This window comes from Sphingomonas sp. SORGH_AS_0789, from assembly GCF_031453055.1.
In the GTDB taxonomy this organism is placed as follows: Bacteria; Pseudomonadota; Alphaproteobacteria; order Sphingomonadales; family Sphingomonadaceae; genus Sphingomonas.
Genome location: NZ_JAVIYV010000001.1, coordinates 3629516 through 3651688, shown reverse-complemented (window position 1 = coordinate 3651688; position 22173 = coordinate 3629516). Strand labels below are relative to the sequence as shown.

Annotated in this window: 24 protein-coding genes and 1 tRNA gene; 15 read left to right on the top strand and 10 right to left on the bottom strand. The window is 67.1% G+C overall.

Features of this window, described 5'->3' with window-relative positions; translation table 11 throughout:
- On the bottom strand, positions 1–3417 hold the full coding sequence (locus QE360_RS16510; protein WP_309703310.1) for an autotransporter domain-containing protein: 3417 nt from the start codon (positions 3415–3417) through the stop codon (positions 1–3).
- 156 nt (positions 3418–3573) lie between these two features.
- Between QE360_RS16510 and modA the strand changes: the two genes are divergently transcribed.
- From modA to QE360_RS16495, 3 genes are read left to right on the top strand one after another with little or no spacing between them, the layout of a single operon-like run.
- Positions 3574–4350 carry a molybdate ABC transporter substrate-binding protein gene (gene modA / locus QE360_RS16505; protein WP_309703308.1) on the top strand — a complete coding sequence of 259 codons (777 nt, stop codon included), beginning with the start codon at positions 3574–3576 and terminating at the stop codon, positions 4348–4350.
- Between the two features lie 7 nt (positions 4351–4357).
- Complete coding sequence (modB, locus tag QE360_RS16500) at positions 4358–5047, top strand: molybdate ABC transporter permease subunit (protein WP_307104498.1); 690 nt, start codon at positions 4358–4360, stop codon at positions 5045–5047.
- Complete coding sequence (locus QE360_RS16495) at positions 5037–5642, top strand: ATP-binding cassette domain-containing protein (protein ID WP_309703305.1); 606 nt, start codon at positions 5037–5039, stop codon at positions 5640–5642. Before modB ends, QE360_RS16495 begins: the two co-directional genes overlap by 11 nt.
- Before the next feature lie 8 nt (positions 5643–5650).
- Here the strand turns inward: QE360_RS16495 and QE360_RS16490 are convergent, their stop codons facing one another.
- The gene (locus QE360_RS16490) at positions 5651–6541 is read right to left on the bottom strand and encodes a DMT family transporter (RefSeq protein WP_309703303.1); all 891 of its coding nucleotides are present in this window, start codon (positions 6539–6541) and stop codon (positions 5651–5653) included.
- A gap of 95 nt (positions 6542–6636) precedes the next feature.
- Between QE360_RS16490 and QE360_RS16485 the strand changes: the two genes are divergently transcribed.
- Positions 6637–6813, top strand: coding sequence for a hypothetical protein (locus QE360_RS16485; RefSeq protein WP_309703301.1), 177 nt, complete (start codon positions 6637–6639; stop codon positions 6811–6813).
- Positions 6814–6916: 103 nt separating this feature from the next.
- Here QE360_RS16485 and rpsI read toward each other — a convergent pair whose 3' ends face one another.
- From rpsI to QE360_RS16470, 3 genes are all read right to left on the bottom strand, one after another.
- Positions 6917–7462: a 30S ribosomal protein S9 gene (gene rpsI / locus QE360_RS16480; RefSeq protein ID WP_309694698.1), complete on the bottom strand. Its 546-nt coding sequence runs from the start codon at positions 7460–7462 to the stop codon at positions 6917–6919.
- A complete protein-coding gene (rplM, locus tag QE360_RS16475; RefSeq protein ID WP_037568175.1) occupies positions 7462–7941 on the bottom strand; it encodes a 50S ribosomal protein L13 in 480 nt (159 codons plus the stop codon). Before rplM ends, rpsI begins: the two co-directional genes overlap by 1 nt.
- Positions 7942–8063: 122 nt before the next feature.
- Positions 8064–9119 (bottom strand): COX15/CtaA family protein, encoded by a 1056-nt coding sequence (locus QE360_RS16470; protein ID WP_309703299.1) that lies wholly within the window; start codon positions 9117–9119, stop codon positions 8064–8066.
- A 125-nt stretch (positions 9120–9244) separates the two neighbouring features.
- Here QE360_RS16470 and QE360_RS16465 point away from each other — a divergent pair, with 125 nt between their 5' ends.
- Entirely contained in the window at positions 9245–9712 is a 468-nt protein-coding gene (locus QE360_RS16465) for a Fur family transcriptional regulator (protein ID WP_307098104.1), read from the top strand.
- 13 nt (positions 9713–9725) lie between these two features.
- Here the strand turns inward: QE360_RS16465 and QE360_RS16460 are convergent, their stop codons facing one another.
- Together QE360_RS16460 and QE360_RS16455 are read right to left on the bottom strand one after the other, a co-directional pair.
- Positions 9726–10259 (bottom strand): hypothetical protein, encoded by a 534-nt coding sequence (locus tag QE360_RS16460; protein ID WP_309703297.1) that lies wholly within the window; start codon positions 10257–10259, stop codon positions 9726–9728.
- Between the two features lie 64 nt (positions 10260–10323).
- Positions 10324–10854: a GNAT family N-acetyltransferase gene (locus QE360_RS16455; protein ID WP_309703295.1), complete on the bottom strand. Its 531-nt coding sequence runs from the start codon at positions 10852–10854 to the stop codon at positions 10324–10326.
- Between the two features lie 93 nt (positions 10855–10947).
- On the opposite strand from QE360_RS16455, the gene dxs reads away from it, so the two are divergent.
- The gene (gene dxs / locus QE360_RS16450) at positions 10948–12873 is read left to right on the top strand and encodes a 1-deoxy-D-xylulose-5-phosphate synthase (protein ID WP_309703293.1); all 1926 of its coding nucleotides are present in this window, start codon (positions 10948–10950) and stop codon (positions 12871–12873) included.
- Positions 12870–13046 (top strand): hypothetical protein, encoded by a 177-nt coding sequence (locus QE360_RS16445; RefSeq protein ID WP_309703292.1) that lies wholly within the window; start codon positions 12870–12872, stop codon positions 13044–13046. The genes dxs and QE360_RS16445 overlap by 4 nt, the downstream gene beginning before the upstream one ends.
- A 378-nt stretch (positions 13047–13424) precedes the next feature.
- On the opposite strand, the gene QE360_RS16440 is transcribed toward QE360_RS16445, so the two are convergent.
- Positions 13425–14108: an alpha/beta hydrolase gene (locus tag QE360_RS16440; protein ID WP_307098115.1), complete on the bottom strand. Its 684-nt coding sequence runs from the start codon at positions 14106–14108 to the stop codon at positions 13425–13427.
- A 167-nt stretch (positions 14109–14275) separates the two neighbouring features.
- On the opposite strand from QE360_RS16440, the gene QE360_RS16435 reads away from it, so the two are divergent.
- From QE360_RS16435 to proC, 5 genes are all read left to right on the top strand, one after another.
- Entirely contained in the window at positions 14276–15010 is a 735-nt protein-coding gene (locus QE360_RS16435) for a TlyA family RNA methyltransferase (RefSeq protein WP_309703291.1), read from the top strand.
- 123 nt (positions 15011–15133) lie between these two features.
- Positions 15134–15652 carry a TspO/MBR family protein gene (locus QE360_RS16430; protein WP_309703288.1) on the top strand — a complete coding sequence of 173 codons (519 nt, stop codon included), beginning with the start codon at positions 15134–15136 and terminating at the stop codon, positions 15650–15652.
- A 22-nt stretch (positions 15653–15674) separates the two neighbouring features.
- Positions 15675–15947, top strand: coding sequence for an accessory factor UbiK family protein (locus tag QE360_RS16425; RefSeq protein ID WP_307098121.1), 273 nt, complete (start codon positions 15675–15677; stop codon positions 15945–15947).
- A 138-nt stretch (positions 15948–16085) separates the two neighbouring features.
- On the top strand, positions 16086–16589 hold the full coding sequence (locus QE360_RS16420) for a YbjN domain-containing protein (protein ID WP_309703286.1): 504 nt from the start codon (positions 16086–16088) through the stop codon (positions 16587–16589).
- An 11-nt stretch (positions 16590–16600) separates the two neighbouring features.
- Positions 16601–17404, top strand: a complete 804-nt coding sequence (proC, locus tag QE360_RS16415) for a pyrroline-5-carboxylate reductase (RefSeq protein ID WP_309703285.1) — start codon at positions 16601–16603, stop codon at positions 17402–17404.
- A 74-nt stretch (positions 17405–17478) separates the two neighbouring features.
- On the opposite strand, the gene QE360_RS16410 is transcribed toward proC, so the two are convergent.
- Entirely contained in the window at positions 17479–17976 is a 498-nt protein-coding gene (locus QE360_RS16410; RefSeq protein WP_307099192.1) for a helix-turn-helix domain-containing protein, read from the bottom strand.
- A 57-nt stretch (positions 17977–18033) separates the two neighbouring features.
- Here QE360_RS16410 and QE360_RS16405 point away from each other — a divergent pair, with 57 nt between their 5' ends.
- The 3 genes from QE360_RS16405 to QE360_RS16395 all read left to right on the top strand — a co-directional run bounded on the left by QE360_RS16405 (position 18034) and on the right by QE360_RS16395 (position 21473).
- On the top strand, positions 18034–19131 hold the full coding sequence (locus QE360_RS16405) for a branched-chain amino acid aminotransferase (protein WP_309694721.1): 1098 nt from the start codon (positions 18034–18036) through the stop codon (positions 19129–19131).
- 64 nt (positions 19132–19195) lie between these two features.
- Positions 19196–19270, top strand: a tRNA-Gln gene (locus QE360_RS16400).
- A gap of 112 nt (positions 19271–19382) precedes the next feature.
- The gene (locus tag QE360_RS16395; protein WP_309703283.1) at positions 19383–21473 is read left to right on the top strand and encodes an integrase; all 2091 of its coding nucleotides are present in this window, start codon (positions 19383–19385) and stop codon (positions 21471–21473) included.
- Positions 21474–21496: 23 nt separating this feature from the next.
- Here QE360_RS16395 and QE360_RS16390 read toward each other — a convergent pair whose 3' ends face one another.
- Complete coding sequence (locus QE360_RS16390) at positions 21497–22009, bottom strand: helix-turn-helix domain-containing protein (RefSeq protein ID WP_309703281.1); 513 nt, start codon at positions 22007–22009, stop codon at positions 21497–21499.
- Between the last annotated feature and the right edge of the window lie 164 nt (positions 22010–22173).

The window sequence follows — 22173 nt, the reverse complement described above, 5'->3', positions numbered from 1 at the left end:
TCAGAACGCGATCTTGATCGTGCCGCGATAGGACTGGTTCTCTACATCCCGGCGCTCGAAGGTCGTGTCGGCGCCCAGCGACAGCTGGACCCGGCCCGCGACATAGGACACGCCCATGCTCGCTTCGCCCCAGTTCTTGTCCTGGCCCGGCAGTGCGAACAGCGCGGAGGGGCCGATGCCGCCTGCGAAATTCGCGCCGAACACGCCCGGCCGATCCTGGAAGTCATGGACGTAATAGGCCGAGGCATAGGGGCGGAACGGTCCGTCCGAACTGAGCATCAGCCCGGCACGCCCCTGCACGCTGTTATAATCCTGGCGATCATAACGCAGGGCAGGGCCGCCGCCCGTCTCGGCCGTGGGGGTGAAGCCCAGATGGCTGACCCGCGCGGCGATACGCGGGCCGATTTTCAGACCGCCAAAACTATAGGTCTTGGCCAGCCCGACCTCGCTCGACAGCGCAAGTGCGTTGTCGCGCGACCGCAGGTCATAGGCGACCCCCGCCAGCGAAACGTTGCGCTGCGTCCGCGCCTGGAACACGCCCGCGCTGAACTGGCTGTCCAGCGAGACGCCACCCAGCTCGGTCTTGCCGTAGAGCGTGCCCTGATACAGGTCGCCGCGCGCATATTGCCCGAACGAGGTGTTGCCGGTCGTCTTGGTGTAGGAGAAGCCGAAGCCGATGATGCTCGCCTCGTCCACCTCGGTCTCGATGCCGGTCGCGACATAGAAGCCGTCGAACCGGTCGCGGACGTTCGCGCTGGTCGTCTGTGGCAGGGCGCGGGACCGGCCGTCGAGATAGCCGCCCGCCAGGAACACCGCTACATTTTCGGGCAGGACATTCTCGCGCATCGACACGCCGCCGCTGTCGGTCGCCATCTGCGGCTGGGTGCCGGCCAGATTGCTCATCGCAAGGCTGGCGACCTGCACCGGCTGGCCGACCATGGTCAGCGTGCCGCCCAGCCCCTCGCGCGGGGACAGGGTGGCGAGATGCTCGCGGTAGAAGCGCGCCGTGTTGTCGAGCGCCATCGTGCCCTGCGCCCGCTTCAGCGCCTCGGTCGAGGGGGCCAGCCCCTCCAACGAGGTGCGGATCGACGCGGCCGAGGCCAGGTCGAGCGTGCCGTACAGGCTCGGGAGATTGGCCTGGTTGCTGCGATTCTGGTCGAGCAGCCGGGCATAGGCGGTCTGGTACGGCGTGGCGTTGACGACATTGGCATAGGAGCCCGCGACGATCCGCGCGGTGATCGCATTGGCCGAATAGCTGAGCGTCGGGGTCAGGATGGCGCTGAGCGCGGCGGGGCTGTTGAACTGGCCGCTGATCCCGCCGGTCGCGGTGGCGATGGTATAGACGTCGCCCGCGCGGATCACCTGCCCGCTGACCGGTGCGAAGCCGACCGATCCGCCCACGTTCAGCTGCCCGCCGCTGCCATTGTTGGCGACGACGGCGATCTTGTCCGCCGTGCCGCCCGGCCCGACATCGATCAGCAGCTGCGTGCCCGAGGCCAGGATGACGTTGCCGCCGAAGGTCAGCGTCCCGATCGTGCCCGTGGTCCCCGGCGCGATCATGCCCGAGACGCTGGTGAAGAAGCGGCTATTGATCCGCCCCGTGCCCTGAAGCCCGCCCGCGAGCATCAGGTAATCGCCGCCCGCATTGATCGTGCCGCTATTGGCGACCATGCCCGCCAGATGGTTGAACTCGGCCACCGTGGACAGGGTGCCGCCGCTCGCCACGGTCAGCCGCGCCTGCGACCCGTTCAGCGTGAAGCGGTCGACCGTCGCCGAGGAGCTCAGCGTCGTATTGCCCGCCGCCGACAGGGTGACGTCGTAATAGCGCGCCGCGACCGTCCGGCTGGGGTCGACATTGTTCGGCACGAAGTTGGTCGCGCCCGGCAGGCCGTTGGCGATGGTCGCGGCCGGAAGCGCCGCCGCCGTCGCGCTGCCCGAGGCCTGGGCTTCGTCGGTGGCGGTCCGGCTGGTCTCGGTCAGAATCGCCTTGCCCGCCGCATTGGCTTCGCCCGTGCCGGTCTGTCCGGTGCCGTCGCCATCCTGCCGCGTGACCGCGCCGGTCTTGACATTATAGCATTCGACGCCGTCACAAATGTCGCCGAACTTGTTGGTCGGATCGTTTGCGAGGCCGAGGCCGGGCGAGGTGGGAACGCCATTCGTCAGCTGGCCGTTCTGGATGATCTGATAGGCCGGGTCGGTCGTCGTCACCCAGTGCGTGCCATCCTCCCAGGCGCCGTCGCCGGCCTTGGCGGCGGCATAGCGATAGGGGTTGTTGGCGGCGATATAGTCCCAGAAGAGGTAGAGCGGTTGGTAGAAGGACGAAGTGCCGTAGCTGGACGAAGCCTGCGCGTTGTAGAAACGGCTGCCGCCCGACAGCACGCCGATCACGACCTGCCGCGCAAAGGTGCGATCGAGGATCAGCGGCCCGCCCGAATCGCCGCCCGCCGTCGTGCCCTCATTGGGCAGTGCCTTGTCGCGGAACAGGTTGAAGTCGAACCGGCTGGCGGAGGAGGTGCCGCGACGGGGATCGTCGAAGTCGATCTGGTAGAGATTTTGCGGCAGGTTCGCGCCCTGGCCGAACAGCCACAGATTGCGGTCGTCGAGCGAGCCCAGCATGCCGATATAGTTTTCCGCGACGCGACGGCGGAAATCGATGCCGTTGGTGTCGCCCTGGTTGCCGACGCCGCTGCGGCCATAGCCGGTGACGGTCACGTGATAGCCGGTGCCGCTGTCGTTGCTGATCGAGGCGGGCGCGGGCAGGGCGGAAAACAGCAGCGCCCAGGTCGGGATGCCGGTCGCGGGCGTGTCGAGCGTGGCGAGCGCCACGTCGCCTTCCAGGAAGCCGGTCCGCTGCGACGCGGGATTCCAGCTGACCTGGTTGACATTGTAGAGCGCGTTGGCGGCCTTGGTCTTGAACTGGTCGGGATTGGCGCGGCCGCCCAGCGTGTCGAGCAGCCATTCGCGCACGCCGGTCAGATTGTCGGTCTTGAACCCGAACGAGATCGGCGTACCGCCGCGCGCCGTGCCGTAATCGGCGGCGGCGCGGGTGTTGACGCAATGCGCAGCGAAGATGACCGTGCGCGGGTTGATCAGCGTGCCGGTGCACAGGCTGAGGCTGCCGCCACCTGCGGAGACGAACATCTGTCCGACCCCGTTGACGCCCCCGGCATTGTCGATCGCGCTGGTCGCGGTGCCCGGCTGGGAGATGACGATCTGCGGTTCGTCGGTGACGCGCAGGCCCGGTACGGCCTCGATCGCGTTGGCGGCGCTGGCATAGTCCTGGGCGATCTGCGGGCGCGGTGTTTCGGCCGAGCTTTGCGCCTGTGCGGCGGCGGGCAGCGCCAGCAACGCGCTCGATGTCATCAGCGCGCGGCGAAGCCGGTCTGTGGCGGGCAGAGTGAGTCCCTGCATCATCATTATCATTCCCCTGTAGTCCGGCGTCGTCCTTACGCCGCTCCGATAACGGAGTTATTCGGGAAGATGGCGCGATACAATGACAAATGTCTGAAATTACGACATTTTGTTGTCAAGGTCGACGCGTAATTGCCGCGCCAACATAACCAAGGAAAGAACATGTCGAGCCGACGAAAGAAGCTGTGTCTGGTAGCGTGCAAAGTCTTGCCGTTCATTGCGTCATTGGGCGCGGTGCCCGCCGCGGCCCAGGAACGCGCGCCGTTGATACTGGCGGCCGCCAGTCTTCAGGAGTCGATGACCGCCGCCGCCGATGCCTGGGCCAGGCGGGGGCATGTCCGTCCCGTCATCTCGTTCGCCGCCTCCTCGGCGCTGGCGCGGCAGGTCCAGGCGGGGGGCAGGGCCGACCTGTTCGCCTCTGCCGACGAGGAATGGATGGACGTGCTGGAACGCGGCGGCCTGCTCGCCGCGCGGACCCGGAGCGCCTTTCTGGGCAATCGACTGGTGGTGATCGCTCCGGCCGGGCAGGGTGGTCATGTGACGACGCGCACGCTCGGCCGGACGCTGTCGGCCGGGCCGCTCGCCATGGCGGACACCGACAGCGTGCCTGCGGGCAAATATGGCAAGGCCGCGCTGGAGCGGCTAGGAGCCTGGTCCATGGTGGCCCCGCATGTCGTCCGTGCCGAGAATGTCCGTGCCGCGCTGGCGCTCGTTGAGCGTGGCGCGGCCCCCTATGGCATCGTCTATGCCACCGATGCCAGGGCGGCACCGCGCGTCCGCGTGGCGGGGATGTTCCCGGCGGCCAGCCATCCGCCCATCACCTATCCGCTCGCACGGCTGAAATCCTCGACCAACCCGGAAGCGGAAGGCTTCCGAAGGTTCCTGCTTTCGGGCGAGGGCAAGGCGATCTTCCGACGCTACGGCTTTTCGACGCGATGACGGCATGATGCTGTCGGCCGAGGAATGGGGGATCGTCCGGCTGTCGCTGCTGGTCGGGGGATCGGCGATGCTGGTCACGGTGCCGGTCGCCTTCGTCATCGCCTGGGCGCTGGCGCGGGGGCGGTTTCCGGGGCGGGTTCTGCTCGACGGGATCGTGCACCTGCCGCTGGTGGTGCCGCCGGTGGTGACGGGCTGGGTGCTGCTGCTCGCCTTCGGCCCCGCCGGGCCGATCGGGTCGCGGCTGGCGGCGTGGTTCGGGGTGAGCGTGCTGTTCCGCTGGACCGGCGCGGCGATCGCGGCGGGGGTGATGGCCCTGCCGCTGGTGGTGCGCGCCATCCGCCTGTCGATCGAGGCGGTCGATCCCCGGCTGGAGCAGGCGGCGCGGACGCTGGGGGCGGGGCGGTGGCGGGTCTTCGCCACCATCACCCTGCCGCTGTGCGCGCCGGGCGTGCTGGCGGGGCTGGTGCTGGGCTTTGCGCGCTCGATCGGCGAGTTCGGCGCCACCATCACCTTCGTCTCCAACGTGCCGGGCGAGACCGCGACGCTGCCGCTCGCCATCTACTCCGCGCTGCAACGCCCCGATGGCGAGGCGATGGTGTGGCGGCTGGCGGGGGTATCGGTCGCGCTGTCGCTGGTCGCGCTGATCGCGTCCGAATGGCTGGCGCGGCGCATGGGCCGGGGGCTGCATGTCCTTTGATATCGACGTCTCGGTCCGGCGCGGGGAGAGCCTCATCGCGGCGCGCTTCGCCACCGGGCCCGGCGCGACCGTGCTGTTCGGGCCATCGGGGGTCGGCAAGACCAGCATCCTGCAGATGGTAGCCGGATTGGTGCGGCCCGAAAGCGGCCATGTCCGCGTCGATGGCGAGACGCTGTTCGACGGCCCGGCGCGGATCGACGTGCCGCCCGAGCGGCGACGGATCGGCTATGTCTTTCAAGAGCCTCGGCTGTTCCCGCATATGCGGGTCGCGGCCAATCTGCGCTACGGCATGCGGCAGGCGGGCGGCGACCGGGACGGGGTCGTCGCGATGCTGGGCATCGGCCATCTGCTCGACCGCTGGCCGCGCACCCTGTCGGGTGGCGAGGCGCGGCGCGTGGCGATCGGGCGCGCGCTGCTCAGCGGACCACGCGTCCTGCTGCTCGACGAGCCGCTCTCCTCGCTCGACCGGGGGCGGCGGGGCGAGATACTGGATGCGTTGGTGGCGGTGCGGGACACGACCGGCATCCCGATCCTGATGGTGACGCACGACCCGGACGAGGCCGAGCGCATCGCCACCGCCATCGTCCGGCTATAGCGTCCACGTCAGAACAGGGTGGTCAGCACCACGCCGCCGACGATCGCGATGCCCGCCAGGATCTGACGCAGTTTCAGCGTCTCCCGGAACAGGCGGTGTCCGGCCATGGCGGCGATCGGCGCTTCGATGATGCCCAGCGCGCGGACGGGGGCCGCCGGGGACAGGGCCAGCGCGACGAACCATCCCGCAGAGGCGCAGGCCCCGCACAGCCCCGCGCCCAGCGAGGGCCGCCAGCGGCGCAGCACCTCCGCCAGCACCGCCGGATCGCGCCACGCCAGATAGAGGCCGAGCGCGACCGTCTGCATCGCCTGCACCACCGCGACACACACCAGTGCGGCGAAGATCGGATGCACCGGGTCGAGCGCCAGCGCAGCATGGCGAAAGGCGTTGAGCGAAAAGCCGAAGAACAGCCCCGAGGCCAGGCCCAGCGCCGCTCCGATCAGCGACCCGCGCCGCTGGTCGGGCGCGGGCCAGGACAAGGCGACCAGCCCGGCGGTCGTGATCGCGACCCCGGCCCAGGCGATGCCGCTGATCCGGTCATGATAGACGACCAGGCCGAGCAGCGCGGCGAGCGGCAAGGAGCTTTGCTGGAGCGCGGTGCCCACCGCGAACCCGGCGCGGTCCATGGCGGCGAGCAGCGCGGCGGTCGCCAGCACCTGCGACGCGGCCCCGACCGTGGCCGACAGCCAGAAGGCGCCGCCCCAATGCAGGTCGACGCCCGGCATCACGCTGTGCGCCACCGCGACGAACAGCAACGAGAAGGGCAGCCCGAACAGGAAACGCACCAGCGTCGCGCCCCAGGGCCCGGAGGAGGACATGACGCCGCGTTGCAGCGCGTTGCGGCCGACCTGGAAGACCGAGGCGGCGATGGTGGCGGGAATCCAGAGCAAGTTGGCCATGAAGTGCTCCTACGCCGTCATGTTGCGACTGCGAAGGGGTTTGTCGGCCCGGCCCGCGCGGAACACAGGCGAGGGCGGTGTCGTTGATAGGCATCATGATGGTTATCGGATGCCTGTCGCTGATCATCCTGCCGCTGCTCGGCTTCGTGATCGGCGCCTATTATGGTGGTGTCGCCATCGGCATCTGGGCGGCGCTGGCGGGCCTCGGCCTGGCGATCCTGGCCTGCGTTATCCCGGTCGTGGCACTGATCAAGGCGCGGCCGTCGCGGTGAGGATCACCTGGCCGGAATGCCAAAAGGGCGGCCCGTTGCCGGACCGCCCCTTCGTGCCGTGGCAAGTCCCCGGATGGCATGGGCCATCCAGGGCAAGTCGCCATTAGCGCTTCGAGAACTGGAAGCTGCGACGCGCCTTGGCGCGGCCATACTTCTTACGCTCGACGGCGCGGCTGTCGCGGGTCAGGAAGCCAGCGGCCTTGACCGGAGCGCGCAGAACCGGCTCGTACTTGGTCAGCGCCTGGCTGATGCCGTGCTTGACCGCACCGGCCTGGCCCGACAGACCGCCGCCCTTGACGGTGCAGACGACGTCATACTGACCTTCGCGCTCGGTGATGCCGAACACCTGGTTGATGACGAGACGCAGCGTCGGACGCGCGAAATAGACTTCCTGGTCACGACCGTTGATCGTGATCTTGCCCGAACCCGGCTTCAGCCAGACGCGAGCGACGGCGTCCTTACGACGGCCGGTCGCATAGGCGCGGCCGAACTTGTCCAGTTCCTGCTGACGCAGCGGGGTGGTGTTGACGCGCTCGACGGGAGCGGCGGGGGCTTCACCGGCGACGGCGGCGGGCTGCGCCGAAGCGGCGGCGGCCTGCTGGTTCAGCGTGGCGCCGAGATCGGCGAGCGACTGGCGGTTGTCGGACATTATGCGCCCACCTTGTTCTTGCGGTTCATGCTCGCGATGTCGAGCACTTCGGGGTTCTGCGCGGCGTGCGGATGCTCGGTGCCGGCGAAGATGCGCAGGTTGCGCATCTGCTGGCGGCCCAGCGGACCACGGGGGATCATGCGCTCGACGGCCTTTTCCAGGACGCGCTCGGGGAAGCGGCCTTCCAGGACCTTGGCGGCGGTGATGCCCTTGATACCACCGGCGTAACCGGTGTGCTTGTAGTACACCTTCTGGCCCAGCTTGTTGCCGGTGAAGCGCACCTTGTCCGCGTTGATGACGATGACATTGTCACCGCAATCGACGTGCGGGGTGAACGACGGCTTGTGCTTGCCGCGCAGGATGTTCGCGATGATGGTGGCGGCGCGGCCGACAACCAGGCCGTCGGCGTCGACGATATGCCACTTCTTCTCCACCTCGTGCGGCTTGGCCGCCTTGGTGGTCTTCATGAGCGCCTTCATGGGCGTGAGACCTTTCGGTTTGAAATGCAACACGCCGCCCTTTGTCTCGGGCGGCGCGGACGAGTGGCCAATGCTGGAGGTGCCCCAAAAAGTCAAGCAAAGCGCGGCTTTGCTGACGGGTATTATGATACCTTGAGGGCTCCGGGGTGGCTGCCCAGCCGGTGCGCGGCGGCGGTCGCGGCGATCAGCAGCAGCGCGGCATTGGCTTGATGCGCCACCGCGATGTCGATCTGGACACCCGACAGCAGCGTGGCGATGCCCAGCCCGATCTGGACGACGACCAGCACGATCACCAGCCAGCCTGCGCGCAGGGCGCCGGCGCGGATCGCGCGCGCCGCCATCAGCACGAGCATCGCCGCCGCCGCAAAGGCGAACCAGCGATGGATGAACTGGACGACGACCGGATTGTCGAAGGCGTTGGCGATGGCGGGCGTCATCATCGGCGTGCCCGCGGGGAACCAGGCATCGCCCATCAGCGGCCAGCTGGAAAAGGCATAGCCCGCATCCAGCCCGGCGGTCAGCGCGCCGAACATCAGCTGCACGAACAGCAGGACGAGCGCGCCCGCACCCAGCGCCGTCAGTCGCGCCGGAGCCGCCAGCCGGTTGCGATGGAGAGCCGCCAGGTCCAGCGCGGTCCAGACGATCCCCGCCAGGATAAAGAATGCGGTCAGCATGTGGACGGTCAACCGGATATGGCTGACATCGGTCCGGTCGACCAGGCCCGACGCGACCATCCACCATCCGACCGCGCCCTGCAGCCCGCCCAGCGCCAGCAGCGCGACCAGGCGCGGCTTGTATCCGGCCGGGATCGCCTTCCTCGCCCAGAACCAGATCAGCGGAAGGGCAAAGGCCATGCCGATCACCCGAGCCAGCACGCGGTGCAGATATTCCCAGAAGAAGATCGCCTTGAACCCGGCCAGCGTCATGTCGCGGTTGAAGGTCCAATATTCGGGGATGCGCTTGTAATTGGCGAACTCCGCCTGCCACTGCGCGTCGGTCAGCGGGGGGACGATGCCGGTGATCGGCTTCCATTCGGTGATCGACAGCCCGCTATTGGTCAGGCGGGTGATGCCGCCCACGATCACCATCGTCACGATCAGCCCCGCCACGGCGAACAGCCAGCGGGCGATGGCGCGGGGGCGGGCGGTGATCATGAAGGCGGGGCTCGGCTGCAACATGATGCCATCATAGGAAGCGGCGGCGGCGGCGGATAGTGGACCGAATGCCCTCTTCGCGAAAGGATGCGCGCACCGGCATGACGGCGGACCTTGCTCCCCGTGTCGCCACCACCTAAATCAACGCCATGGCGCATGCGCATCAACATCAGGAACCCGAAGGCGCCGATCTGGCCGTCGCCGCGAAAGCCACGCTGGAACGCGCGGGCGAACAATGGACGTCGATGCGCGCCAGCGTGTTCGAGGCACTGGCCGGGTTCGAAAAGCCCGCCAGCGCCTATGACATCGCCGATGCCATGTCGAAGGCGCAGGGGCGGCGGGTCGCCGCGAACAGCGTCTATCGCATCCTCGACCTGTTCGTCGGCGCCAATCTCGCCCGCCGGGTGGAAAGCGCCAACGCCTATGTCGCCAATGCGCATCCCGACTGCCTGCACGACTGCATCTTCCTGGTGTGCGACAAATGCGGGCAGACGATGCATATCGACGACGATCACCTGACCGGCGCGGTGCGCGACGCGGCGCGCGGCGCGGGGTTCCGCCCCGAGCGTCCGGTGATCGAGGTGCGCGGCCGCTGCGCGGACTGCGCCAAGGACTGATCCGGCCCGCTGCTCAGCGCAGCATCAGCCAGCCCAGCCCGGTCAGCAGCGCCAGCGCGTAGAGCCCGCCCTGCGTGCGCATCAGATAGGCCGCCCCCAGCACCCCCGCCGCCGCCAGTGCGCAGGTGGTGGCCGGGCGCGTGCCGATCCGCTCCAGGATCAGGACCCCGCCGACCAGATTGGCACCCGCATGGACCGCGATCCACAAATAGGACGGAAGCACGCCGATCGACCCGAGCAGCGGCATCTTGATGGTGGCATAGCCGCGCATCGTCGTAGGAAACAGATCGGCCGCCAGGTGGAATCCGATCCCGAAACCCAGCCCCGCCGCCACCGGCCATGTCCGGGGATCGAGCATCGCGATATAGAGCGGCAGCACACTGTGCACCACCGCGCTGCGATGCTGGAGCCGCAACGGACTGTCGAGATCGGGAAAGGTCGTGCCCGATGCCGTCGCCAGCGCGACCGTCGCGACCATGGTCCAGGGCCCGCCTCCCCCGGCGAACGCCAGAATTACCGCCAGGAGAAGAAACAGGGAGGCTGCCATCCGTGGCGGCTACCCATTTGTACTCCTTTTGTCCAGCGCGTCGAATCGGCCGCGACTCGGCAGATTATAGCCATTTTCCCATGCGGATCAGCGGCACCGTGACCCCCTCGACCGGCGCGGACCGGACGGGCGCGATCACCGCATAGCCGCAGGCGCGGTAGAGCGGTTCGCCGGCCAGCGTCGCCATCATCTCCGCTGAGTGGAAGCCCGCCGCCCGCGCGGCCTCCTCGCACCGCGCCAGGATCGCCCGACCCAGGCCCCGACGAACGAAATCCGGGTCGGTGTACATCGCGCGGATGCGCGCGGGCTGGGTCGTTGGATCGAGCAGCGCGGCGTCGCGCAGGCCCAGGCTGTGGTCGCCGCCATAAAGCGTCGCGCGGCGGCTCCATCCGCCACATCCCGCCAGCCGCCCCTCGCATTCGGCCAGCAGATAGCTGCCGTCGGCGACCAATTGCGTGTCGAGCCCCATGACCGAGCGGCTGGCGCGGATTTCGGCCGGGGAAAGAAATCCGTGCTGAAGCGTTGCGATGGCGCGGTCCATCAGGACCGCAATGGGTTCGAGGTCCTTGGGTTCGGCCCAGCGAAAGGTAAACATGTCCCGTTTCTGGCGCGATGACCGCAGACGTCAATCAAGATCCGGCCGACGGATGCAATCGACACCACCGATTTGCTGCGATAAGCCGGTGTGATGGCAGATATTCCTCAGACCCCGTTGCTTGACACGGTCCACACTCCCGACGATTTGCGTCGACTGGCTCCTGAACAGTTGCGACAACTCGCCGACGAGCTGCGAACCGAGACGATTTCGGCGGTGGGCACGACCGGCGGGCATCTCGGCTCGGGGCTGGGCGTGGTCGAGCTGACGGTCGCGCTCCATTATGTGTTCGACACGCCCGCCGATCGGCTGGTGTGGGACGTCGGGCACCAATGCTATCCGCACAAGATCCTGACCGGGCGGCGCGAGCGTATCCGCACCATCCGCCAGGGCGGTGGCCTGTCGGGTTTCACCAAGCGGACCGAAAGCGAATATGATCCGTTCGGCGCGGCGCACAGCTCGACCTCGATCTCGGCGGCGCTGGGCTTTGCGGTGGCGAACAAGCTGGCGGGAACGCCGGGCAAGGGCATTGCGGTGATCGGCGACGGCGCGATGTCGGCGGGCATGGCCTATGAGGCGATGAACAATGCCGAGCAGGCGGGCAATCGCCTGATCGTCATCCTGAACGACAACGACATGTCGATCGCGCCGCCGGTCGGCGGCCTGTCGGCCTATCTGTCGCGCATGGTGTCGAGCCGCGAGTTCCTGGGCGTGCGCGACGTGCTCAAGAAGCTCGCCAAGCGCTTCCCGCGTCCTATCCAGAAGGCGGCGCGCAAGACCGACGAGTTCGCGCGCGGCATGACCATGGGCGGCACCTTGTTCGAGGAGCTGGGCTTCTACTATGTCGGCCCGATCGACGGTCACAATCTCGACCATCTGATCCCGGTGCTGGAGAATGTCCGCGACGCCGAGGAAGGCCCGATCCTGATCCATGTCGTCACCAAGAAGGGCAAGGGCTATGCCCCGGCCGAGGCGGCGGCGGATAAATATCACGGCGTCCAGAAGTTCGACGTCATCACCGGCGCCCAGGCCAAGGCGCCGCCGGGACCGCCCGCCTATCAGAATGTCTTCGGCGAGGCGCTGGCCCGCGAGGCGGCGACCGATCCGACCATCTGCGCGATCACCGCGGCCATGCCGTCGGGCACCGGGCTGGACAAGTTCGCCGTCACCTATCCCGACCGCTTCTTCGATGTCGGCATCGCCGAACAGCATGCGGTGACCTTCGCGGCGGGACTGGCCGCGCAGGGTATGCGGCCCTTCTGCGCCATCTATTCGACCTTCCTCCAGCGCGCCTATGACCAGGTGGTCCATGACGTCGCGATCCAGAACCTGCCGGTCCGCTTCGCGATCGACCGCGCCGGACTGGTCGGAGCGGACGGGGCGACCCATGCGGGCTCGTTCGACGTCACCTATCTCGCCAGCCTGCCCAACATGGTCGTGATGGCCGCCGCCGACGAGGCGGAGCTGATCCATATGGTGCATACCTGCGTCCATCATGACAGCGGTCCGATCGCGGTCCGCTATCCGCGCGGCAATGGCGTCGGCGTGGCGCTGCCCGCGACGCCTGAACGGCTGGAAATCGGCAAGGGCCGCGTCGTGCGCGAGGGCAAGAAGGTCGCGATCCTGTCGCTTGGCACCCGCCTGGCCGAGGCGCTGCGCGCCGCCGACACGCTGGAGGCCAAGGGGCTGTCGACCTCGGTCGCCGACCTGCGCTTCGCCAAGCCGCTGGACGAGGCGCTGATCCGCCGGATGCTGACCACGCATGAGGTGGCGGTGACGATCGAGGAGAATGCGATCGGCGGCCTGGGCGCGCACGTCCTGACCATGGCATCGGACGAGGGGCTGATCGACGGCGGGCTGAAGCTGCGCACCATGCGCCTGCCCGATATCTTCCAGGATCAGGACAAGCCCGAGGTGCAATATGCGCAGGCCGGGCTCGACGCCGATGCGATCGTCGAGACAGTGCTGAAGGCGCTGCGCCACAACAGCACCCATGTCACCGAAGGCGCGCGGGCGTGATCCGGGGATGGACCGCCGTCATCGTCTTCACGACGCTGGCGGTGGTCATGATGGTGGGCGTGAATGTCCGCATGTGGCGGCGGATGAAAGCCGCCACCGCGGCGGCGAAGGCGGATGCCGAGCGGGAAGGCGAAGGCGATACGGTTGATCGGGGCGAACCTGCTTCAGCCTGACCCGGACCTCCGTTCGGTTCGATCCAAGTCGCAGGCCGAGGACATTCCCTGGTTTAGCCGTTCCCCGGCGAAGGCCGGGGCCCAGTTTCCATGGCACCGCGATGGCGCGGGTAATTGGCGTGGGAGGCTATGCGACCGATTGGCTTTGCCTCCCACTCACTGTCTCTATTTCCTCTCAGCTTCATCGAAACTGGGCCCCGGCCTTCGCCGGGGTACGCCGAGTGGTGAGGGATTCCCTTGGCCTTCGACTTCGCTCAGGCTGAACGGGGAGGGGGAGTAACTGAACGGGGCGGGGGAGCGGGTGGCCACAATCCCTTCAGCCCGTTCACGCTGAGCGCAGTCGAAGCGCACGCCCCGGCACCCGCCGCGAACCCGCCGTCAGGACCGCCCCAGATAATGCGCCTGCGCCGCGTCGGTCGCATTCACCGCCAGCACCGCCCGCGCCTCAGAAGGGGGTAACGGGCCCGAAGGCGTCGGCCGGTCCATGCCGCTCGCCGCGATCACCCGGCCGAGCAGCTCCTGCCCTTCCTGCCACCAACCCAGGCCGCTGGCGGCATTGATATGTCCCTGATGCCCGGCATCGACGAAGTGGCTGCCCCAGTCGACCGCCAAGCTGTGCGCCCGCTCGATCGAGATCCAGGGATCGTCCTGGCTGGCGACCAGGATCGAAGGGAAGGGAAGCGGGGTGCGTGGGCTGGGTGCGAAGCCCTTCAGGCTGTCGGGCGCGTCCGGCCGATCGACATCGGCTGGCGCCACCAGCAGCGCGCCGGCGACCGGCCAGCCATAGGGTTGCGGCGACAATTCCGCCCACCACGCCACCGCCAGACAGCCCAGCGAATGCGCCGCCAGGATCACCGGCGCCTGCGCCTGCCTGATCGCCTCGTCCAGCCGCGTCACCCAGGCGTTGCGGTGCGGGGTCGACCACATGCCCAGCTCGACCCGGATCGTGTCGGGCCGCGCCTCTTCCCACAAACTCTGCCAGTGCGATCGGCCCGACCCACCCAGGCCGGGGACGGTGAGGACGGTCGGCTTGCGCGCCTCATAGGATGCGAACGAACCCATATGGCATCTCCTTGGCTCAGGGCCGGGCTGCCGGTGGAGCGATGGGCATCGATCCTACGACTCCCGATCCTTGGCATCAACATATTCCTATCAATCTAATAGGCAATAGGCTTTCCGTCGGACGGATCGCGGCTTGCGACGGACGGAGGCGCGGGATAGGGGCGCTTATGGCCAAGCAGCGTGTCGACCAGATGCTCGTGGATCGCGGACTCGTGGAATCGCGTTCGCGCGCCCAGGCGATGATCATGGCCGGGCTGGTCTTTTCGGGCGAAACGAAGATCGCCAAGCCGGGCCAGCAACTGCCCGAGGATGCCGCGCTCGACGTGCGTGGCCGCGATCACCCCTGGGTCTCGCGCGGCGGCATCAAGCTGGCGCATGGCCTCGACCATTTCGGCTGGGACGTGGGCGGCGTGGTGGCGATCGACGTCGGCTCCTCGACCGGCGGCTTTACCGACGTCCTGCTGCAAAAGGGCGCGGCAAAGGTCTATGCGGTGGACAGCGGCACCAACCAGCTTGCCTGGTCGCTGCGCCAGGACCCGCGCGTCGTCGTCCATGAACAGACCAGCGCGCGCATCCTGACCGAAGCGCAAATCCCCGAGCCGGTCGACATGGTCGTGTGCGACGCCAGCTTCATCGGTCTGGCCAAGGTGCTGGAGCGCCCACTGAGCTTTGCCGGGCCCGAGGCGCGGCTGCTCGCGCTGATCAAGCCGCAGTTCGAGGCGGGGCGCGACGAGGTCGGCAAGGGCGGGGTGGTCCGCGATCCCGCGGTGCACCAGCGGGTGTGCGAGGCGGTCGTCGCCTGGCTGACCGGTATCGGCTGGCACGTCGTCGGCGTGACGCCCAGTCCGATCACCGGGCCGGAGGGGAATATCGAGTTTCTGGTCGCCGCATCCCGAAATTGAACGGTGCTGTCACGCATTCGCGGCAGCTTTTCGTTTACTGTTGTGTGGCACTGCGGCAGACCGACCGCCATCATGGGAAGAGAGGCACGCTTGGGCACGATCGCATCAAAGGAACAGTTGCGGATGTCGTTCCTGCGCTGGGCCATCGTGATCGTTCCGCTGATCCTGCTGCTGGGCTTCGCCTCGGGCCGCGCGGTCCCCTCGGGCAGCGAGAATGTCTGGTATCAGGCGCTGACCAAGCCCGAACTCAATCCGCCCGGCTGGGTCTTTCCGGTCGTCTGGACGACGCTCTACATCATGATCGGGCTGGCGCTGGCGATGATCGTCCATGCGCGCGGCGCGCGGGGGCGGGGCGTGGCGATCGGCCTGTTCGTCGTCCAGTTCGCACTGAACCTCGCCTGGACGCCGTTGTTCTTCGGCGCGCATCTGGTCGATATCGCATTGTTCGTGATCGTCGCGATCCTGGCCGTCTCGATCGCCACCACCTTCGCCTTTGCCCGTATCCGGCGCGGCGCAGCGTGGCTGATGCTGCCCTATTTGATATGGCTTTCGTTCGCGGGCGTGCTCAACTGGCGGATCGGTCAGCTCAATCCGAATGCGGAAAGCCTTGTGCCGCGCGCCCAGACGTCCCAAATGCTGTGAAACGATTTTTGGGAATTTGATCATGCAGGCCGACAACAAGCTGTTCGACGATTTCGCCAAGGTGATGAACGGCCTGGCCGGCACCGTGGCGGGCATGGGGCGTGAGGCGGAAGCCAGCGCCCGTTCGCGCGCGCGCGAATGGATCGGCGGGCTCGACTTCGTCAGCCGCGAGGAGTTCGAGGTCGCCAAGGCGATGGCCGTCGCCGCGCGGGACGAGGCCGATGCGCTGAAGGCGCGGCTCGACGCGCTGGAAGCCCGGCTGGCGAGCGCGCCCGTGACCGGGGCGGAATCCTGATCCCGACGGATAACATCGGTTCGCTGCCTGTCCCCAGCGGGCGGGCAGCTATCCACAGTTTTCGTGGGGTCTCTGCTTGCGGCGGGGCCGGACAGGGTGCACCCTGTCACGGTCTGGTTTTGTTCGCAGGAAGCCACGATGCTTGAATCGCACGATCACGAAACCGAGGAATCGGCGCCCATCGACATGCTGGAGGCGTATTTCGCCGCGCATGGGTGGGAGCATGAGCGCCATGAAGAAGAGATCGTCGCGACGGTCAAGGGCAGCTGGGCCAGCTATGAGCTGCGCGCGCTGTGGCGCGATGACGACAGCGTGCTGCAATTCCTGGCTTTTCCCGACATCAAGGTGACCGAGGATCGCCGCTCCAGCATCTATGAGGCGCTGGCGCTGGTCAACGAACAGCTGTGGATCGGCCATTTCGAGCTTTGGTCGAACAGCGGCATCCTGCTCTACCGCCATGCGGCGATGGTCGATGGCGGGGACGAGGGCACTATCTCGCTGTCCGCCACCGAATTGCTGGTCGAATCGGCCATCGAGGAATGCGAGCGTTTCTATCCCGTGTTCCAGTTCGTCCTCTGGGGCGGCAAGACCCCGCGCGAGGCCCTGGCCGCCGCGCTGATCGAGACGCAGGGCGAAGCCTGAGGAGCTGGGACGTGAGCGGTTTTCCCGACGGGCCGATCTGGCTGATCGGTTGCGGCAACATGGCGGGCGCGATGCTTCGCCGCTGGCTCTCCGAGGGGCTGGATCCCGCCCAGGTCACGGTGATTACCCGAAGCGGAACGCGCGCGCCCGATGGCGTCCGCTCGCTGACCGCGCTACCGACCGACGAGCGACCGGCGACCCTGATGCTGGGGTTCAAGCCGCAGCAGCTTGACGATATCGCGCCGACCCTGGCGCATCTGCGCCCCCGGCTGCTCCTCTCGATCCTGGCCGGGGTCGAGGAACGGGCGCTGGCGGAGCGCATCCCGGCGGACGCGGTCGTCCGGATGATGCCCAATCTGCCGGTCGCGATCGGGCAGGGGGTCACGGCGCTCTTCACCCGCTCGAACGATCCGGCCGTCCGCGCGGCGGCCGAGGCGCTCGCCCGACCGCTAGGCCTGGCGCCATGGATCGAGGATGAGGGGCAGTTCGACGCGGTCACCGCGCTGGCCGGATGTGGCCCGGCCTTCGTGTTCCGCTTCATCGATTCCATCGCGCAGGCGGGCGTGGCGCTCGGGCTCAATCCCGATCTCGCCCGGCAGCTGGCGCTGGCGACGGTCGACGGGGCAGGGGCCATGGCGATCGGTGCCGATGCGTCACCCGCCATCCTTGCCGATCGGGTCGCCAGTCCCGGCGGCTCGACCCGCGAGGGGCTCAATGTGCTGGATGCCGGGAATGCGCTCCAGCGGCTAATGGCCGACACGCTCGCGGCGTCGGAACGGCGCAATCGGGAAATGGCGGCGGCGGCGCGGCGCTGATCTGGGGTTCTCGCGAAGGCGCGAAGCCTCGCTCGCAACACCTTCGCGCCATCGCGTCTTCGCGCGAACCGAAATCAACCGTCGTTGGAACGCAGTTCCTCGATCCGGGCGCGCTCATTCTCGGGGATGAACCCCTCCAGCACCGTCCAGAACCCGGTCACCGCCTGCTGCCCCGCACGGGCATAGGCCTTGGCCAGCTTCTCGCGCAACGCGTCGAACAGCTCGGCCTCCATGGCCGCACCGGCCGGGGTCAGCCGTAGCAGCCTTTGCCGCCGGTCGCGGTCCCCCGGCCGCGTCTCCACCAGGTCGCGGCTCGCCAGCTCGTTGAGCACGCGCCCCAGCGATTGCTTGGTGATGGCCAGGAGCGACAACAGCTCGCTGACCGTCATGTCGGGCCGCCGCGCCATGAAATAGAGCGCGCGGTGATGCGCGCGCCCCAGCCCTTGCGCAGCCAGGCCACGATCGATGGATCGCACGAGGTGGCTATTGCCGAAATACAGCAATTCCATACCCCTGCGGAGTTCGGGTTCACGAAGAAACTGTGCCGATGCGGACTGGTTCGAGGCAGCCATGTTGACCCGTCTACTCACAGCGCCTAGGCCACGGCAACCCAAAACAGAGAGTTGATCATGGAAGCGCATCAATCCCTTACGTTTCGGTTCGATCCTAGCCAGACCCCGGTCGAGGCGAGCGAGCGGACGGCGCGTTTGGTCGATCCCGGCTTCGGGCGCGTTTTCACCGATCACATGGCCCTGATCCGCTATAGCGACGACAAGGGCTGGCACGACGCGCAGATCACCGCGCGCGTGCCGCTTCAGGTCGATCCGGCCGCCTCGGTCCTGCATTATGCGCAGGAGATCTTCGAGGGGATGAAGGCCTATCGCCTGGCCGATGGCGGCACCGCGCTGTTCCGGCCCGAGGCCAATGCCCGCCGTTTCCAGGATTCGGCGCGGCGCATGGCGATGCCCGAGCTGCCCGAGGACCTGTTCCTGGAATCGGTCGAGCGATTGGTCGAGGTGGAGCGCAACTGGATTCCCGAGCAGGACGGCGGTGCGCTCTATCTGCGCCCCTTCATGTTCGCCAGCGAGGTCTTCCTGGGCGTGAAGCCCTCGTCCGAATATCTCTACATGGTCATCGCTTCGTCGGTGGGCGCCTATTTCAAGGGCGGCGCGCCCGCCGTGTCGATCTGGGTCAGCCAGGGCTATACCCGCGCGGCTCCCGGCGGCACGGGCGCGGCCAAGTGCGGCGGCAACTATGCCGCCAGCCTGCTCGCGCAGAAGGAAGCGATCGCCAACGGGTGTGATCAGGTCGTTTTCCTCGACGCGGTCGAGCGCCGCTGGGTCGAGGAACTGGGCGGCATGAACGTCTTCTTCGTGTTCGACGACGGCTCGCTGGTCACGCCGCCGCTGACCGGCACGATCCTGCCCGGCATCACCCGCGATTCGATCCTGACCATCGCACGCGCGCAGGGCCTGACCGTGCGCGAGGAGCCCTATGCGATCGACCAGTGGCGTGCCGACGCCGCCAGCGGCCGCCTGGTCGAGGCGTTCGCCTGCGGCACGGCGGCCGTCGTCACCCCGATCGGCAGCGTCGCCGAGCCCGCGGGCCGCTTCACCATCGGCAGTGGCGGTCCCGGCCAGCTGACCACCCGTCTGCGCGACCAGCTGGTATCGATCCAGCGCGGCCAGGCCCCCGATCCGCACGGCTGGATGCGCCGCCTGGGCTGACGATTTTCCCCGCATTAGGGGCTTTTCAAGAGCGGCGCGCCCGGTATAAGGCGCGCCTCTCCACTGGGGCGTCGCCAAGCGGTAAGGCAACGGTTTTTGGTACCGTCATACGCAGGTTCGAATCCTGCCGCCCCAGCCAAGCACTGATTGCCCCAGCTAAGGGGACGGAAAACTGCGGTTTTCGGTAACTTGGCAGGGATTCAACCATCGCAGTGGCGTCAACTGACGCCAGTCGATGGAGCCAGTCCCTGATGCCAGCGATCGAGAACGTCACCCGCCGCAGTGCGGTCTATTGGTGGCGGCGAAGACTGCGTTTGGCGCCCGCGAGCGCAAAACCTATAACCGTAGTGATGATGGTCAGCCTTCTGACGAAGGACCAGCCGGTCGCGCGTCGACGCGCGGTCGCGATGACCGGGCAGAGCGAGACGGTGCGGATGAGCCTGTACGAGAAGATTGAGCGAGACGGCCTTACCGCCGACCAAGCCAGTGCCATATTTCAGGAGGAGATGATCCGCTACCGGAATATGCTGGCCTATCAGCACCAGTCGATCCAGCAGGACGGCGAAGGCCATGTCGCGGAACGCTTCGCGCAGATGCGGGCCATCTATGGCGCGGTGAACCGCGATTTTGCCGACAATGGCTTCACTGATTTTCTGGGAATCGATTATGTTGGCGGCTTCGACAGCCGCTTTGCCGACTTGGACGACGACGCACGCGGGCATCTCTATGCGATGCTCGGCCGAACCCCCGAATTGCCCGAGCATCTGCTGAAGGAAGCGCGAGACTTATTGCGCCGCGTGGGTATCGACGAATCCGGCGACCGGAGTGAGGCCGCCCGTCAGATCATGTGTCAGGCGCGAGCGGCGGCCGCGGCGTCGTACGCCGATCCGGCGTTGCAGGACATGGCCAATCGAATGGCCGTCGCGGCGACCATTATGCGACCCCTCGGCGCGGCGGCTCCTTCGCCTGCACAAAGCGTAGCCCCGACGCCAGCCCCCATGTCCGCGCAGACGGCGGCGAATGTCTCGGCCAATCCCGAGCAATGGGATGAGGAGGATGGGGAGGACGAGAAAGCGGAAAGGCAGCGCTACGCGCGCATGACCCCGTTGGAGGTAGTTGAGGCGTATATGAGCCTCAAGCCAAAGGCCCGAGGGCGCGCCACCGTGACCAAAGCGGCCGCTAACAAGCCTAAGTCACAGGCGAAGACTTGGGCCGACAGTCAGCGGCGTCAGTTTAAGGCGGCGGCCTTCTTGTTCGGCAAGTCGAATGGCGGCAAGCCCTTGGCGCAAACAAGGCAGGAGGATCTCAACCGGTTCTACGACCAGCTCAACCGCATGCCTTCCACGCATCACAAGTCGGTGCGGCACGAGCCGATGAAGATCGAAGACATCTGCCTCGAGGCTGCCGACCGGGTGGAGGAGGCGGAGAAGCACGCAGAAGCCATTAATTTCACGATCGGATTGGATGTCGGTACGATCAACAGGCACTTCGCCAACCTGAAAAAGCTGTCCACATGGCTTGCCAGCAAGACAAAAATGCGGGTGCTTGATTTCTCCGACTACATTCTCGTGGAAGAGGAGCGCGACGAACGGACGGAGCGTGATCCCTACACCATCCAGCAGGGGCAAGAGCTGTTCGCACTCGGAATCTGGACCGGCAGCCCAACGCTGGACGGCCGGTTCACGAAGGGAAGTGACGGCCGGATTTGGCATGATGCGGCTTATTGGATCATGCCGATTGTCTGGTACTCGGGTATGCGGCGTGAGGAAGCATGCAAGCTGCTCGTCGAGGACATCGGCGAGGAAGATGGCGTCCCGTATTTCGATATCCGCAACACCCGCGCCGGACGGGTCAAAACGGCCAAGAGCACTCGAAAGGTTCCCATCTGCGCGGAACTTCGCCGGCTCGGCCTGCTGGACTACGTTGCCGCGATGCGGGCGGCGGGCGAAGAATATCTCTTTCCGGAAATCGTGCCCGGCAAGGGCGGCCGACCGTTGGGCGATGTGTTCTTCAACACCATCTGGCTGAAGATCAAGCCGTTGCTGTCGCTCATCAAGCCGGGCCAGGCGGTGCATAGCGGCCGACACATGGTCAGCACCGAGCTGAAGGCGTTGCAGACCTTCGAAGAGACGCGGGCCGACCTCCTCGGGCAGCAGATTGGTGGCGAAAATGCCGTTCGCTATGCGGGAGCGACGCGGCTGGAGATCTTGGCGGATGTCGTGGACCGCCTGCCCATCGTCACCGGCCATCTGCCGTCGCCTGAAACCATTAATCTTCTTCCTAAGCATCTGCGCTGTGCGCGCCCGACGCGTCAGTCGGCGGGCCGGAGGACGCGAGGCTGACCAGCGCGGTTACAGCACGGAGATCAGCGCAGCCCCATCCGGTCCATCTTCTTGAGCAGGCCGACGCGCGACAGACCCAGTTCGCGCGTCGTATGGGTGTGGTTGTGCCCGGTCCGCTGAAGCGCCTCGACGATGCGGCGGCGTTCCAGAGCGGCGATTTCCTCTTCAAGACTTTGGGGGGCGATGGTGGCGACGCTCCCTACCGGTAACGGAGCGTCGCCGACCGCGAAGGCGAGGTCGGCGGCCGTGACGATGGTGCCCGCCGCGCCCAGGATCGCCAGCGCTGGGGCGCATTCGACGGCGGCGCGCAATTTGCGGACGTTGCCGGGCCTTCCCCGGCCCGCCAACCAATTCAGCGCGTCCGGCAAGAAGTTGGCCCAACCTTCGGCCGCCCGCCGCAGGAACAATCTGGCGAGCAGCGGTACATCGGTCGCCCGTTCGGCCAGCGACGGCGTGCGTAACACGACGCCCTTCTGCCGATAGAACAGGTCGGTTACGACGCGCTGGGTACCGTGCGGCTGAACGAAGGACTGCATTTGGGATCGCCCCGGGCGGGCCTGAACGACGGCTGTTAGGGCGCAGAGCTGACCGGCTGGTTTGCGAGACATGGATGGCGAGTTTCGGCAAGAGCCGCCGCTCGCAACAACGTCGCCGAATTTTGCAGTCTGGTCGGTCGCCGACAACTCAGAATTCGACAGCC